General features: G+C 32.7%; 16 protein-coding genes. 10 read left to right on the top strand and 6 right to left on the bottom strand.

Going from position 1 to position 14,957, the window contains the following annotated elements:
* Positions 1-18: 18 nt before the first annotated feature.
* From LXH21_RS03265 to murI, 3 genes are all read left to right on the top strand, one after another.
* Positions 19-1,209, top strand: a complete 1,191-nt coding sequence (locus LXH21_RS03265; RefSeq protein WP_317208777.1) for an OmpH family outer membrane protein — start codon at positions 19-21, stop codon at positions 1,207-1,209.
* A gap of 25 nt (positions 1,210-1,234) precedes the next feature.
* Entirely contained in the window at positions 1,235-1,735 is a 501-nt protein-coding gene (locus tag LXH21_RS03270) for an OmpH family outer membrane protein (protein WP_239862734.1), read from the top strand.
* A gap of 136 nt (positions 1,736-1,871) precedes the next feature.
* Positions 1,872-2,648, top strand: coding sequence for a glutamate racemase (gene murI / locus LXH21_RS03275; RefSeq protein WP_239862736.1), 777 nt, complete (start codon positions 1,872-1,874; stop codon positions 2,646-2,648).
* Here the strand turns inward: murI and LXH21_RS03280 are convergent, their stop codons facing one another.
* Both LXH21_RS03280 and LXH21_RS03285 read right to left on the bottom strand, forming a co-directional pair.
* Positions 2,649-3,884 (bottom strand): aromatic hydrocarbon degradation protein, encoded by a 1,236-nt coding sequence (locus LXH21_RS03280; RefSeq protein ID WP_239862738.1) that lies wholly within the window; start codon positions 3,882-3,884, stop codon positions 2,649-2,651.
* On the bottom strand, positions 3,885-5,180 hold the full coding sequence (locus LXH21_RS03285; RefSeq protein WP_239862740.1) for a DUF4270 family protein: 1,296 nt from the start codon (positions 5,178-5,180) through the stop codon (positions 3,885-3,887). It abuts the gene before it with no gap.
* 256 nt (positions 5,181-5,436) lie between these two features.
* On the opposite strand from LXH21_RS03285, the gene LXH21_RS03290 reads away from it, so the two are divergent.
* From LXH21_RS03290 to LXH21_RS03310, 5 genes are read left to right on the top strand one after another with little or no spacing between them, the layout of a single operon-like run.
* Complete coding sequence (locus LXH21_RS03290) at positions 5,437-6,285, top strand: DUF6268 family outer membrane beta-barrel protein (RefSeq protein ID WP_239862742.1); 849 nt, start codon at positions 5,437-5,439, stop codon at positions 6,283-6,285.
* 56 nt (positions 6,286-6,341) lie between these two features.
* Positions 6,342-7,292: a Kelch repeat-containing protein gene (locus tag LXH21_RS03295; protein ID WP_239862744.1), complete on the top strand. Its 951-nt coding sequence runs from the start codon at positions 6,342-6,344 to the stop codon at positions 7,290-7,292.
* A complete protein-coding gene (locus LXH21_RS03300) occupies positions 7,276-7,638 on the top strand; it encodes a DUF4907 domain-containing protein (RefSeq protein WP_239862746.1) in 363 nt (120 codons plus the stop codon). Before LXH21_RS03295 ends, LXH21_RS03300 begins: the two co-directional genes overlap by 17 nt.
* On the top strand, positions 7,639-8,712 hold the full coding sequence (locus LXH21_RS03305; RefSeq protein WP_239862748.1) for a sensor histidine kinase: 1,074 nt from the start codon (positions 7,639-7,641) through the stop codon (positions 8,710-8,712).
* 36 nt (positions 8,713-8,748) lie between these two features.
* Positions 8,749-9,456, top strand: coding sequence for a LytR/AlgR family response regulator transcription factor (locus LXH21_RS03310; RefSeq protein ID WP_239862750.1), 708 nt, complete (start codon positions 8,749-8,751; stop codon positions 9,454-9,456).
* 16 nt (positions 9,457-9,472) lie between these two features.
* Here LXH21_RS03310 and LXH21_RS03315 read toward each other — a convergent pair whose 3' ends face one another.
* The gene (locus LXH21_RS03315; protein ID WP_239862752.1) at positions 9,473-9,991 is read right to left on the bottom strand and encodes a gamma carbonic anhydrase family protein; all 519 of its coding nucleotides are present in this window, start codon (positions 9,989-9,991) and stop codon (positions 9,473-9,475) included.
* A gap of 12 nt (positions 9,992-10,003) precedes the next feature.
* Positions 10,004-11,002 carry a PorP/SprF family type IX secretion system membrane protein gene (locus LXH21_RS03320; RefSeq protein ID WP_239862754.1) on the bottom strand — a complete coding sequence of 333 codons (999 nt, stop codon included), beginning with the start codon at positions 11,000-11,002 and terminating at the stop codon, positions 10,004-10,006.
* A gap of 155 nt (positions 11,003-11,157) precedes the next feature.
* Here LXH21_RS03320 and LXH21_RS03325 point away from each other — a divergent pair, with 155 nt between their 5' ends.
* Both LXH21_RS03325 and LXH21_RS03330 read left to right on the top strand, forming a co-directional pair.
* A complete protein-coding gene (locus tag LXH21_RS03325; protein ID WP_239862756.1) occupies positions 11,158-12,051 on the top strand; it encodes a NifU family protein in 894 nt (297 codons plus the stop codon).
* 71 nt (positions 12,052-12,122) lie between these two features.
* Positions 12,123-12,950 (top strand): mechanosensitive ion channel family protein, encoded by an 828-nt coding sequence (locus LXH21_RS03330; RefSeq protein WP_239862758.1) that lies wholly within the window; start codon positions 12,123-12,125, stop codon positions 12,948-12,950.
* Here LXH21_RS03330 and tsaB read toward each other — a convergent pair whose 3' ends face one another.
* Positions 12,951-13,619, bottom strand: coding sequence for a tRNA (adenosine(37)-N6)-threonylcarbamoyltransferase complex dimerization subunit type 1 TsaB (tsaB, locus tag LXH21_RS03335; protein WP_239862760.1), 669 nt, complete (start codon positions 13,617-13,619; stop codon positions 12,951-12,953).
* Positions 13,620-13,662: 43 nt separating this feature from the next.
* Positions 13,663-14,949 carry an efflux RND transporter periplasmic adaptor subunit gene (locus LXH21_RS03340; protein ID WP_239862761.1) on the bottom strand — a complete coding sequence of 429 codons (1,287 nt, stop codon included), beginning with the start codon at positions 14,947-14,949 and terminating at the stop codon, positions 13,663-13,665.
* Positions 14,950-14,957: the final 8 nt, after the last annotated feature.

Below are 14,957 nucleotides of genomic sequence, written 5' to 3' on the forward strand. Positions count from 1 at the left end.
TTTCTAATTTCACTTGATATGAAAAAATATTATTTAGTTTTAGCTTTGATCTTGGTTAGTGCGAATGTTTTACATTCTCAAACTAGAGGAACAAAAATTGGATATATAGACATGGAATACATTTTACAAAATGTACCCAATTATATCGAAGCAAATGCACAATTAGAAATAAAAGCGCAGAAGTGGAAGCAGGAAATTGAAGTCAAAAAAAACGACCTCAAAACAGTTACAGAAGCACTAAGTGCGGAAAAACCTTTATTAACTAAAGGACTAATTGAAGAAAGAGAAACTGAAATAAAATTTCTTGAAAAAGAACTTTTAGATTTACAACAACAACGTTTTGGCCCAAATGGAAATTTAACAAGTCAAAAAACAGATTTGATAAAGCCGATTCAAGATCAGGTTTTTACAGCTATTCAAGATATTGCTGAACAACAGAAATACGATTTTATATTTGACAAAACTTCTGACTTCACAATGATATTTGCTGCCAAACGATATGATATAAGTGATTTGGTATTGCGAATTTTAAACCGTTCTAATAAAAGAGAGCAATTATCAAAAAAACAACTTGAAGCAGAGTTGGCCAGAGAGAAAAAAGAAGATGCAGTTGATGTGAATCCAAATTTGGTAGACAGACAAAACGCATTAGAAGCTAGGAAAGCGGAAAGAGAAAAAATTCTTGCTGATAGAAAGCTGGCAGCAGAACAAAAGAAACAAGAGGCCGAAGATAAAAGAGCGCAACTGATTTTGGACAGAGAAGCTAAAGCAAATGGGACTACTGCAAAGTCGTCAACTAGTACTACTGAGGATGATAAAGAAGCAGCAAAATTGAAAGCTGAAGAAGATCGTCAAAAACAGCTGGATGCAAATGCTAAAGTTATTGAAGACAGAAAGAAATTGGTTGAAGATAGAAAAAGAGAACTCGAAGAAAAGCGTGCGCAGATTCTAGCAGAAAGAGAAGCAAAAAAAACTGGCACGATTTCTGCCTCTCCTAAGACAGAGGAGGTAAAAAAAGTAGAAGACAAATCTGCAACAGCGACTGAAGACACAGAAAAGATTACTCCTGAAGAGGCACGAGCCAAAGCACTTGAGGAAAGAAAAAAAATCATTGAAGATCGAAAGAAAGAATTAGAATTAAAAAAAGAGAAAGCTTTACAAGTAAGAGATTCAATTAAGCAAGCAAGAGAAATACAATTAAAACAATAAATAATTACTTAATATTTAAAAACCGATGAAACAGATCAAAACTTTATTAATTGCTGCAATATTTATTTTAGGAGCAAACCAAACAATGAATGCTCAGGCGAAATCAGCGCATGTTGATGTAAGTGAAATTATGGCTAAAATGCCAGCAATGCTTGACGCACAAAAACAACTTGAAAAATTAAGCAGTACTTATGATACTGACTACAAAAAAATGGTTGAAGAATACCAAGGAAAATTAAAAAAATACGAAGCAGAATCTGCTACTGTAACGGATGCTATTAATGGTGACCGTTCTAAAGAAGTTCAGGACATGCAAAAAAGAATTGTTGATTTTAGAGATAATGCTCAAAAAGAATTGCAACAAAAAGAATCTGATATCGTTAAACCATTAATGGATAAAGTAAGAGCTTCAATCCAAAAAGTTGGAAAAGCTAAAGGATACCAATATGTACTTGATGGTTCTACTTTATTACTTGCAGATGGTCCAAACATTACTGCAGATGTAAAAAAAGATTTAGGTTTCTAAAAACACCTTTAAGATTAGTAAAACGTTCTATTCCACATTGTGGAATAGAACGTTTTTTTTTGCTTTCTCACTTAGGAAAATTAAATTAGAGCGCTTAACTTTGGTTTTTGTAACTGTTAGTTGTAATAAATTAGAAATGGATAATAATAACGCTATCGGCATATTTGACTCAGGAATTGGAGGCACTTCTATATGGAGCGCGATACACGATTTACTTCCAGATGAAAAAACAATTTACTTAGCAGATAGTAAAAATGCACCCTACGGACAAAAATCGAAAGCTCAGATTATAGATCTATGTATTAAAAATACAGATTATTTATTACAAATGGATTGTAAGTTGATTGTTATAGCTTGCAATACTGCTACAACTAATGCTATCAAAGAATTAAGAGAAAAGTATACAATTCCGTTTATTGGTATAGAACCTGCCATTAAACCAGCAGCCCTTAGTTCAAAAACTAAAGTGATAGGAATATTAGCCACACAAGGCACTCTTACAAGCGATCTATTTAATAAAACCGCAGGAATGTTCCAAACTACAAAGATCATTGAACAAGTAGGCCACGGATTGGTTCAGCTCATTGAAGCTGGTGAGATTAATTCTGAAGACATGAGTCTACTACTACTCTCCTATCTTCAACCAATGATTGATGCAGACATTGACTACTTGGTATTAGGATGCAGTCACTATCCTTATCTTATTCCACAAATAAAAAAAATTCTGCCAGACCATATTCATATTATTGATTCGGGTGAGGCAGTAGCCAGACAAACAAAAAACCTACTGCGTGAGCAAGTAGGCTTTACAAATACAAAAGAAAATGAATCTCTTTTCTATACCAATACAAATCCAACTGTATTGAAAGATATTTTAGGTAAAAAGTACAATGTTATCGAAAAGGAGTTTTAACTATTCGAATTTCCTTTTAACAAACCAGAAACCATCTAAACTTAAATTCAATGATAGTTTATGATAATTCTCTTTGATCAAACCATTTGTAATACTTCCTTTTTGACCATATGAGTAGGATACATTCAACATTGAGAACATATTATCCAATGGTACAGATACTCCTATAGATACGGATGTGTTTTGTATTTTCTTGCTATCAATCTCTAAGTAACCTGTGTCGTAATTGAATCCCATCGAGTATTTGAAACGATCAAAATAAGACCTTCCTTTTTTTGATTTTTCGAAAGATAAGCCAGCAGCAAATTTATCTTGATTTGTAAATACACCATAAGAATCTGACTGATTTGTATCCGACCAGAAACTTTTTTGATAATCAAGAGTCGCATTAAAATTTTCTTTAAAACTTTTACTTAATCCAATAGCAATCTCAGTTGGCATATAATAATCGTTAACATCTACAGCTTCTTCAGAAGTAATAATCGAGCTTCCAGAAGCAGTTACTGATGTAATACTTGCAACTTTTGATGCATTAATTTTGGACGGAGATTTTATTGTCGCTGCTATGGTAAATGTAGAATCAATTGCATATTGTGTTCCTAATGTCAAACGAACACCATTATAATTTGTTGTTTTAGAAATATTCAACAAAGCCACATCAACTAAATAATTTTCATCCACGGATGCATTACCAAATAAAACTGAACCTGTCGCTCCGACAGACATCCTTTTACTTAATCTATAACCATATGAGACATCTAAGTCATTAAGTCCTCCAGTTCCTGCTGCACTGTAAGTGTAAAATTCATCACTGTCTTTTATACCAAGAGATAAATTAGATATACTGTAAGAACTACTAGAATAAGGTTTTAAAGCTAAACTCACTCCTGATTTTTTACTTATAGGAAACGCAAAGGCTATATGTGAAAACTGCACATTATTTCGCTTCTCTTTGGTAGATACATCTTGGTAAGTGGTAACAATAGCTTTCCCTCCCACGTCAAACAGAAAATGGTTTTGGTACATAAAACCCAAAGACGCAGGGTTTAAATTATTTATAAATTTATTGGTAGGTAAAGCAATCCCAGATGAACCAAGTCCTGGAATTGAACCAAAATCAGATTCGAACTCTGTACCTACTCCAAATAAAGAGTAAGGTGAACTTGAAACACTTTGTCCAAAATTTTTATTAGTAATTAGCGCTATAAAGGCAATCAACATTATTTTAATTTTCATCTAATAAGATATATAATAGAGTTTCAACTTCAATTTATTTACAGTAGTTTTTTGATCTGCCAAAACTAAACGGTTTACTCCTTTATTTATAGTTGGAGCAACCAATAATAGTGATAATTTATCATTATTTTCTTTAATCAGTTCACTTTGTAAAAATGTACCAAGTGACAAATCATATCCTATTGTTTCATTAAATTCATCCTTTTGCGTATTTAAAATAGCATATAAAGTCGACCCTGATGAAGATGTTAGCGCATATTTAATTCTATTTAAATTATCACAAACAAAGACTTGCAAAGAATCTGGCAGTGGATATGTATCAGAATAAGTTCCATTGGCTGGTTTAATATTGAGTTGTGCACTAAGAATAACCCCATTTGTATACAACCTCTTCAACTGTTTTATATTTGGCACATCAATTCGACATGCTACACCTGTACCCGACTGTACATAACCTTTGTTACCCGTGCTGGTACTTGCCAATTTTAATTCTGAATTAGTGGGCAGATCTTTTAAAATGGTTCCGCTTTTATCCAGGGTATAATTATTGAATTGTTTTGAAGTATCATTTATTCCAAAGGTAAGCGTTAGTGAACTTTCACTTTCGGTAGATGCTTTAGAATAGTACAAACGCATTTCACTCGACATACTGAAACCCATTACTGAAGAAGAACTTCCGGTTATTGGCTTTATCACAAACCCTTTAAAATATTCTATAAATTCGTCCGAATTTGTAATCTCTTTGCCTTTGAATTTCTGAAAAAGTGCATTTCCAAAATCATTGCTCAAGACAACATTTACAGAATCTTGACTATACGGTTTTGGTTTATAGGAAACCGTTCCTAAACTTTGACTGTCATAAAGCAAACTTGAATCATTGTGAAAAGTGTCATCCTCTAGAGATGTCTTCACATTTTGTTGGAGACGATGAATACTAAACGAGTGAACTTGGGTTGTATCCCCATAATAGTATTTATCCAACTTCATTACCATTCGAATAGAATCAAATACATAAGCTGAGGCTTCTGTATCTGAAGAACTAGCAATTGTATAGCTATCACCTGTAAGTTGAAAATAGCTACTCGCCTCTACTTTACCAAAGATTGGATCTGTATAGCTACCAACAGTTATACGAAGTTGACTCGACGTTACCAATGAATCTAACTGAACAGTGGAAACATCGACTGCTAGCGTATCTACCAAAATTACATTGTTATTAATCTCCAGATAATCTGAACCGACAACAAAATTACCCGTATCAATATCTGAATCACAAGAATATATAAAAATACTCAAAATCAATATTAAAAACTGCTTGTGCATATATGTTTTTGAACAAATATAAGTTAGACGCAGCTACGACACCTAATAAGTTATACTAATTTCCAGATTATGACTATAAACAAGCTTTTTTAATCTACAGTTTAACATCAGACTCAGAAATTTCATTTAACGTAAAAAAGAGGGCACTTATCTATAGAAAGAAGGATTCTATATATCTTCTTTTTTTAAAAATAATTATAAGACTATTTTTGGACCAATATCAAAATTCATGGCAAAAAAGACATTTATAAACTTACTATTTATGCTTGCAACATCTTATATATCTTCTCAAAACAGCTATATTGTAGATGCAAATGTAAATACACAGTCAACATCTGACTTTAACAATAATGAAAGCAGCATAAAAATCGCCATTAATAGTAATATTAATAAAAAAACTGCCATCACAAACAACCTTGCATACGAATATGATACATTTGTATACAAACAAGCAGAAGTGAACCATTTTAGCGAAATGAATAGCTTGAATAGAATTGCGTATAATTTTGAAGTTGAACACGCTATAAATGCAAAAACCAAATTCATTTTAAATGCTAATCCTGTGGCGGGTTTCCAATCTAATTTAAACATTTCAGATGTTATTATTTTAGGAGGAATTGCAGTAAATCATACATTCAATGTTAAAAATAATTTGACAATAGGATTGCAACGAAATACTTATTTTGGATCGACGGAAATTACACCTACGGTATCATTTCATCATCAAGTAAATTCAAGTTTATCATATGACCTTGGTTTTCCCGCAACAAAATTAAATTATTCAAACAATACAAGAAACCTATTTAGGTTTACATCATTTATAACGGGAAGCAGTTATTCATTTGACAAAGCGACTTATATCAACGATTTAAACTCCGATTCAAGAATTGAATTTTCAACCTTGAGCTCGGCAATTGAATTTGAACGAAATGTAGATTCAAATTGGTATTTAAAATTACAAGCAGGATATGATGTCAATACAAAATTTGAAGCATTAGATAAAAACAAGAATACATTAAGCGAATTTAATAATAGCCAAGGATATAAATTATCATTAGGCATAAAATACAAACTCTAATACAAATAATGATTATGAATATTTTTAGAAAAAGTTTTCTTTTAACAGCGCTTCTTATGAGCCTTACTTTTATAAGCTGTAGTTCTGATGATGATGATGATTTACTAGGTAACTGGACAAAAATGTCATCTTTTGATGGACCTGCACGTTCAAATGCTACAAGTTTTGTTATTGGTGATTTTGCTTATGTGACTACTGGTTATACTGGTGATGAATACTTAAATGACCTTTGGGCATACAACTCTACAGGAGACTACTGGGAGCAAAAAGCAAATTTCACAGGAATTGCGAGAAGTGCGGCATCTGCTTTTGAAATGGATAGTAAAGGATATGTTGGACTAGGATACGATGGTACAAATAAATTAAAAGATTTTTATCAATACGATCCGATTGCAAACAGTTGGACTCAAAAAACTGACTTTGGTGGATCTGCTCGTTACTCAGCAGTAGGTTTTCAAGTAGGTGGAAAAGCTTATTTTGGAACAGGATATGATGGGAATTATTTAAAAGATTTCTACCAATACAACTCTGCTAATGACAGCTGGACGCTAGTAAGTGGATTTGGTGGAAACAAAAGAAGAAATGCTACTGTTTTTGTGATTGACGATAAAGCATACTTAGGAACTGGTGTTAACAGTGGTGCTTATCAAACAGATTTCTGGGTATTTGACCCAAGTACAGAAGCGTGGACTAAGAAAAGAGATTTAGATGATGATGAAGATGATCATGATACGTACTTAATCACTAGATCAAATGCTGTTGCATTTTCTATGAACGGATTGGGATATATCGCTTGTGGTGAATACTCAAAAACAATATGGGAATACAATCCAACGACAGACATTTGGAATGAAAAAACGGCATTAGAAGGATCTGCAAGAACTGACGCAATCGGTTTTGCAATCAACCAAAGAGGCTTTGTTTTACTTGGTAAATCAGGAACCTCTTACTTTGATGACTCTTGGGAATTCAAACCTCTAGAAGAACAAGATGATGATGATAATTAATTCAACTAAAAAATGCTTCTGGAACAAAAACCAGAAGCATTTTTATTTAAAATTTTCAAAAGCTCTTGTGCTTTTAGTTCTTTTTGCAAGTGTACTTGCTTGTAAAGAAAATAAAAAATTGACTGTAATGACTATGGAGACAGCAACGGGCTGGGGCTATACTATACGTCAAAATGATAAGATTATTATAAAACAGACAATAATACCAACTGTGGAAAGTAATCCCAGTTTTCAATCGGAAGAAGACGCAATGAAAGTCGGACAACTAGTTTTAGAAAAATTGAAAAACGACAAATCTCCCACAGTAACAAAAAATGACTTAAATTTATTGTCGATAAAAATATAAATGAAGCTAGAACAAATAAAAAACACAATTTCAAACCAAATACTCATTCATAGTATTATTTGGTGTTTGTTTATTTTGGTGGCTCTTATTCCATTATTCGAAAACAAGTCAGCTATAAATTCTGACTTCTGTTTTCAATGGGCATCGGGAATCGCGCTGTTCTACTTTAATTTTTACTATTTAGTTCCACAGCTTCTTTTACAAAAAAAACTTTGGGAATATCTGATGATCCTTTCTGCCATCATCACGGTATTTGTAGTGATTCGAATAACTTTATTACCACATGAAATGCGCGTTGAAGACATGCGCAATATCAATGGTCGTATTGTTGAGTTAATCCCAAAAAGAAGGCCTCCTTTGTTAATGAAATTTTTACCGATTTTGTTCTACTTATTTATTACTGCCGGAAGTACGGTGATAAAAACGTTATCGGAATATTACACCAATCAACAAAACAAATTGATTGAAGAAGCCAAGAGAACTGCTAGCGAATTGAATTACCTAAGGAAGCAGACGAATCCTCATTTTCTATTTAATGCTTTAAATAGCATATATTCTTTAGCATATCAAAAATCAGATAAAGTACCCGATGCAATTGTAACCTTATCAGAAATGATGCGTTATATGCTTTATGAAACTGATAATCAAACCGTATTTCTAGAAAAAGAAATAAATTACATTAAGAATTATATTGAATTGCAAAAACTGCGACTCAATAACATAGAAAATATCTATATTAATGTCCACGGAAACACAAAAGACATTCATATAGAACCGCTTTTACTTATTGGCTTTGTTGAGAATGCATTTAAGTATGGAACCGATTACAAAGGTGTAGCTTACGTAAAGATAGTAATCAATATCGAAGACAATATTCTCGATTTTTGTATCGAAAACAAAGTACAAGATTTTCACAAAGATCCAGAAAATTCCGGAATTGGAATGAGTAATATTGAGAGTAGACTAAATTTGCTTTATCCCAAGACACATCAATTAACAACACTAGAAAAGGATGACAACTTTAGAGTTCAGTTAAAATTAACTTTAGACCAACTAAAGAAAAAGAATACCTAACCACTACCTTTGTCACATACCTAAAAAAAATCGAATATGAAATGTGTAATAATTGATGACGAGCCATTAGCAGTTGACCTAATAAAAGAATTTGTAAGCCGGGTAGATACGCTAGAACTTATACATACTTTTAACAATGCTATAGATGCTATATCTGTTATTAATACAACACATGTAGATTTAATTTTTCTAGATATTGAAATGCCTCATTTTTCTGGAATCGATTTTCTAAATGCTATAGACAAAAAACCGCTTATTATTTTTACTACTGCTTATGAAAATTATGCTGTAGAAGGATTTAATTTAGGCGCAGTCGATTATTTGGTTAAACCGATCCCTTTTAACCGTTTTTTAAAATCTGTTGCAAGGGCACAGCAATTTCACAGTCCTACCGCCTCTACCACCCCAATTATTTCCGCTCCAGAAATGGAACAGGATTTCATGTTTGTAAAGGCTGATTATGAAAATATTAAATTGAACTACTGTGATATTTTATATATCGAAGGTTTGAAAGATTATGTAAAAATTTATACTACAGATAGTAAATACATACTTACTCTCATTAGCTTGATAAAATTAGAGCAGAATTTGGCATCAAAAGGTTTCGCAAGAATTCACCGCTCTTATATAATAAATATTAAGCATGTTAAATCAATTCAGAAAAACAAGGTGATAATCGATGATAAAAGAATTCCGATTAGCGAAAGTTACAAAACAGCATTTTTTGAAAAGATAAATTTATAAAGTTTTTCTAAAGACTTTATTCTTCATCCTTATACCAGCTTGAGTATAAAACATAATTATTGGCAATACGCTCAATTTCTCCAGCAAAGTCAGATTGACTTAGATCCTTTACCTTCTTGGCAGGAATACCAGCCCATATTGTGCCTGAAGTAACTACAGTGTTTTGAGTTATAACTGCACCGGCGGCAATTATCGAATTACTTTCTACAACGCAATTATCCATCACTATCGCTCCCATACCAATAAGAACATTATCCTGTATTGTACACCCGTGCACCATCGCATTATGCCCGATAGAAACATTATTTCCTATAATCGTTGGATATTTTTGGTAAGTACAATGTACAATTGCTCCGTCTTGAATATTAACCTTATCCCCTATTTTAATAAAATTTACATCTCCTCGTATTACAGCATTAAACCAAACACTACAAGATTTTCCAAATACGACATCTCCAACGATTGTAGCATTTTCAGCAACATAACAATCATCGGGAATTTGAGGCGTTTTGCCATTTATTGTCTTAATCAACATAGTAAAATAGTTTTAATTAATTGCAGGACAGTTACATTCATACTTCTCACGCTTACAAAATAAGTCAAGTCCTAAGGTAATTTGATGATATCCACCATTGTCAAATTTAACTGCACCAGACAAATGAGAATAGGTATAAGCAAACATAAAATTTTTATAATTGACTCCTACAATCGGAGTGATATACTGCAAATGTTGCTCACTCACACCACTACCATTTGAATATTCAGCACCATCTATAGATCTGCGATAGGATAACCCTGCCCACAATTTACCAAAATCCATATTTTTATAGGCTTTCATATTGATATCTAAGGTAGTTTCTTTTGTAGCTTCAACATTTTGGTACAATATTGATGGTTCCCATAAAACAGTGTTTTTATTCCCAAAAACATAACCTACGCTTAAAAGGTATTTTCTCAAATTATCACTTTCGAATTCAGAATAAATTTCTCTTCTAGTTTCAAGTAAGTTTTTTACTGTTGCATGTGCATAAAAATCGAGGTAATTATAAGAAGCACCAATATCAAAAGTTGGGTAAGAATCTTTTTGAACGATAGTACCGTTTATCAAAGGATCAAAATTACCCGATTGAAGAAATTTTGTTTCGTCAAGTTGACTCTGCACTAAACCAGCACTTATACCAAAAGACAACTGATTCAAGTCTATCGCATCTCGTGAGAACATCAAATGATAAGCATAAGTCAGTTTAACTCCTTTTTGCGAATGATATCCATTTTCATCATTAAAAACAATTATACCTGCACCCGCTTTCTCGCCAATTCGTCCATTAAAACTTAAAGTTTGTAAAGAAGGAGCATCACTCTGATCGAACCATTGTTTACGAGAAGTTAATCTTACTTTAGCACAATTTGAAGCTCCTGCCATCGAGGGATGAATCAAATAATAATTATCAGATAAATAATCCGAGTAGACCGAAATACCTTCTTGAGAATACGTATAAGACGTTATAAACAAGCATACTAACATCCATTTAACGTTAACTAACATAGACTCAATTTTAAAAGAATGATTATTTGAAATTAAATAAATAATAAACTAAAAGTCTACAAAAACTAAAATAAAGTTAATTTATCTATTAATATACCAAATATAGTTAATCATAGAAAATAACTTTACTAAATTTGTAGAAATTTAAAATAATCATGACAAAAGTTCTCATAAAAGAAACACAAAATCCAACGATATTAAAATTTGAATTTGAAGACTTCATTACAAAAAATGAAAGTTTTGAATTTAAAAATATTGACGAAGCTAAAGCGTCTCCTCTTGCTCAACAACTATTCTATCTTCCGTTTGTAAAAACAGTGTATATATCGGGGAATTTTGTTGCCATAGAAAAGTTTAGCATCGTTGAGTGGCAAGATGTTCAAGACGATGTCGCTGAACAAATTGAACTGTTTGTAAGCAATGGTGGAACCATCATTACTATCGAAGAAAATCAAACTAAAAAGCAACCGGTAACTGTTTATGGAGAAACTACTCCAAATCCAGCAGCACTTAAATTTGTAGTTAGCAAAATGTTGACTAAAAATGCTGTAGAGTTTAAAAATATCGATGAAACTGCTGCATCACCTCTAGCGAAAGAATTATTCAAATTTGCTTTTGTGAAAGAAGTTTTTATTGATGAAAACTACATCTCGGTAACAAAATATGAATTGAATAGTTGGGACGAAATCACTTTGGAATTAAGAACATTCATCAAACATTACATCGAAAATGGTGGCATCGTTTTGGACGAAAACTTTATTCCAAAAGAAGCTAAAGATGAGGCTGCAAAAGAGGCCAATTTTGATTCTCTAGACGAGACTTCACAAAAAATTATTAATATCCTAGAAGAGTACGTTAAGCCTGCCGTTGCTGCCGATGGTGGTAATATCGCATTTGATTCATTTGATGAAAACACAAGAACAGTAAAAGTTATATTGCAGGGTGCGTGTAACGGATGCCCTTCATCTACCTTTACTTTGAAAAGCGGAATCGAAAACATGTTAAAAAGCATGTTGAATGATGAAAAAATCAATGTAGAAGCTGTATAAAACAGTACAAACTCCACTGAATAAAAATCTTAAACCTTCTTTGACAGAGAAGGTTTTTTAATAACTACAAAATGAATTTAGACCCTACTTACCTTACAGACTATAGCACCAATTTACTTAAGGAAATAATCGAATATTCACCTAAGTTAATATCTGCTTTTATTATCTTGTTTCTTGGCTTGTATGCCATAAGAATCATCAATAGATTGGTTCGCAAAATAATGGTAAGTAGAAATCTAGAACCTACTCTAACAAAGTTTCTTGGTGATATTTTACTTTGGGCAATGCGCATATTACTTTTTGTAACCTTTATAGGAAAACTTGGTATCGAGACCTCCTCTTTTGTAGCTATACTTGGAGCTATGGGATTAGCTGTTGGTCTGGCGCTACAAGGATCATTATCTAATTTTGCAGGCGGAATGTTGATTATTATATTCAAACCGTTTAAACACGGAGATTTTATTGAAGCACAAGGTATGGTCGCGACAGTAAGTGATATTCAAATCTTTACTACCAAGTTAATCACACCCAATAATCAAATTGTATTTATTCCAAATGGAATATTGTCTAATGGGATTATAACTAATTATTCTATTCAAGGAACCCGAAGAGCCGATCTTACATTTTCTATTTCCTATGATTCTGACATCAAACAAGCAAAAGATATTATTCTAGATATCTTAAATAATAATCCAAAAGTCTTGCAAGATCCTAAGCCAGATGTATTTGTAAAAAATCTAACAGACAGTGCTATCGAGCTTGCAGTAAGACCTTGGGCAAAAAAAGAAGATTTTGGTGCTGTATTTACAGAGACCCTAGAAAGCTGTAAAAGTGCTTTTGATCAAGCTGGAATTTCTATCCAACCATTCGTTCAAGAAAAATCAATTAGTAAAGTTTAATTATTTCTTAGAAGTAGTAATCATAAAATCTTTCAAGTAGAAAGGTTCGAAATAAGCCACATCTACTGTGGCTTTATTTTTATATAGTTCATAGCTCAATGCGCTCATTTCTTTTGCTGATGGGTATATAAATTCTTCTAGAAAGGTAAATTTATCATTTACCAAAACAGTCTTGCATTTTTCAGCACAATCACCTACAAAATAGACCGGTAAGTCAATATCTTCAAATGAATTTTCCGTTATAATTTCAGCTTGAGTAGCTCGAATGTGTTTTAAATCTGCGGAAAAGATGGCACTATAAACTTCCATCCTTCTCGCATCCAACATCGGAATAATATATCCTTCTTTAATGGTAGCTTGAGATGCTAAAGATTGCAACGTGTCAACTGCCACAAGCGGGATCCCTAATGCGTAGCACAATCCTTTGGCTGCCGAAACGCCAATACGTAAACCAGTATAAGATCCTGGCCCTTGACTAACAGCAACTGCATCTAAATCCTGAAAAGTTATTTTAGCTTCTTGCAACGCATTTTCTAAAAAAACATGTAATTTTTCTGCATGAGAAAAGCCTTGCTCTGCGGCTTCCATACAAACAACTGTTTCACCATCTTTTGCGATTGCGATCGAACAATTTTTGGTTGCCGTTTCAATATTTAGAATGTAAGTCATTTGTGATTTTAAATTAAAAAAGAAAATTTGTCAATAGTATAAATTACTTAGAGACTTTATCCGACTTCAAGGCTACTTTATCTCCAGAATTTAATTCTTTGGATACTGTATTATAAGGTCCCGTTATTACTATATCTCCCTTTTTTAAACCGCTTAAAATTTCAATATTAGTATCGTCTTGTATTCCTGTTTTTACAATGCGAATAACCGCTTTCTGCCCAACTTTCACAAATACACATTCTAGCTTTTTATCTTTTTTCACTATTTTCTCATCATCAGCTACTTCTTGCTCTTTAACATCTTTTGTAGATAGAGTATCAGACTTCACTACAATAGAACTTATAGGAACATTTAAAACATTCGACTTAGTTTTAGTAACAATATCAACCGTTGCAGTCATACCCGGTCGAAATGGGGAATATGTTGCTGGTTTTCCAACTAATAAATCTTCGTATGATTCCTTTAATATTCGAACCTTAACTTTAAAATTAGTAACCTGGTCAGCTGTTAAATTGCTACTAGCTGAATTAGAGATACTCGTAACAACACCTTTGAATCGCTTTTTCAAATAAGCATCAACTTCAATATTTGCAATATCATCAACTTTAATTTTCACGATATCATTTTCATTTACATCAACTTCAACTTCCATGTTGTTTAAATTGGCTACTCTCAAAATTTCTGTACCAGCCATTTGTTGTGTACCCAATACGCGTTCACCAAGTTCTACATTCAAAACTGAAACAGTACCTGCTGCCGGAGCATATATCAAAGTTCGCCCTAAATTATCTTGCGCTTCGTTGACAGAAGCCAATGCACTTTGAACATTGAAATAGGCAGATTGTTTAGTAGCTTTTGCAACTTCAAATGCAGCAACAGCTTTGTCCCAATCTGATTTTGAGATTATACCTTTACCATATAACGTTTTATTTCGTTCATAACTCAAAGTCGATTCTTTAAATTGCGCCTCAGCTTGTGATAACCCAGATTTTGACCCCGATAATCCAGCCTTAGTTCTATTTAAACTAGATGTATAAAGATCTGGATTTATCTTTACAAGTAAATCTCCTTTTTTTACAGCTTGTCCTTCTTTTATTGGTAGGTCAATAATTTCACCTGATACCATTGACGCTATTTTAACTTCAATTTCGGGTTGAATTTTCCCTGTTGCCGAAACGGTTTCTACAATTGTTCTACTCATCACGGTAGCAATTTCTACTTGTTTACCTTCGTCATTGTTTCCTATCACTCCTTTTTTAACGAGTAAAAGAACAACACCGATAACTACAATGACAACTGCTAGTAAATAATAAAGATTTCTTTTTGACATTTTATTGG

It is taken from the genome of Flavobacterium algicola, from assembly GCF_022399565.1.
In the GTDB taxonomy this organism is placed as follows: Bacteria; Bacteroidota; Bacteroidia; order Flavobacteriales; family Flavobacteriaceae; genus Flavobacterium; species Flavobacterium algicola.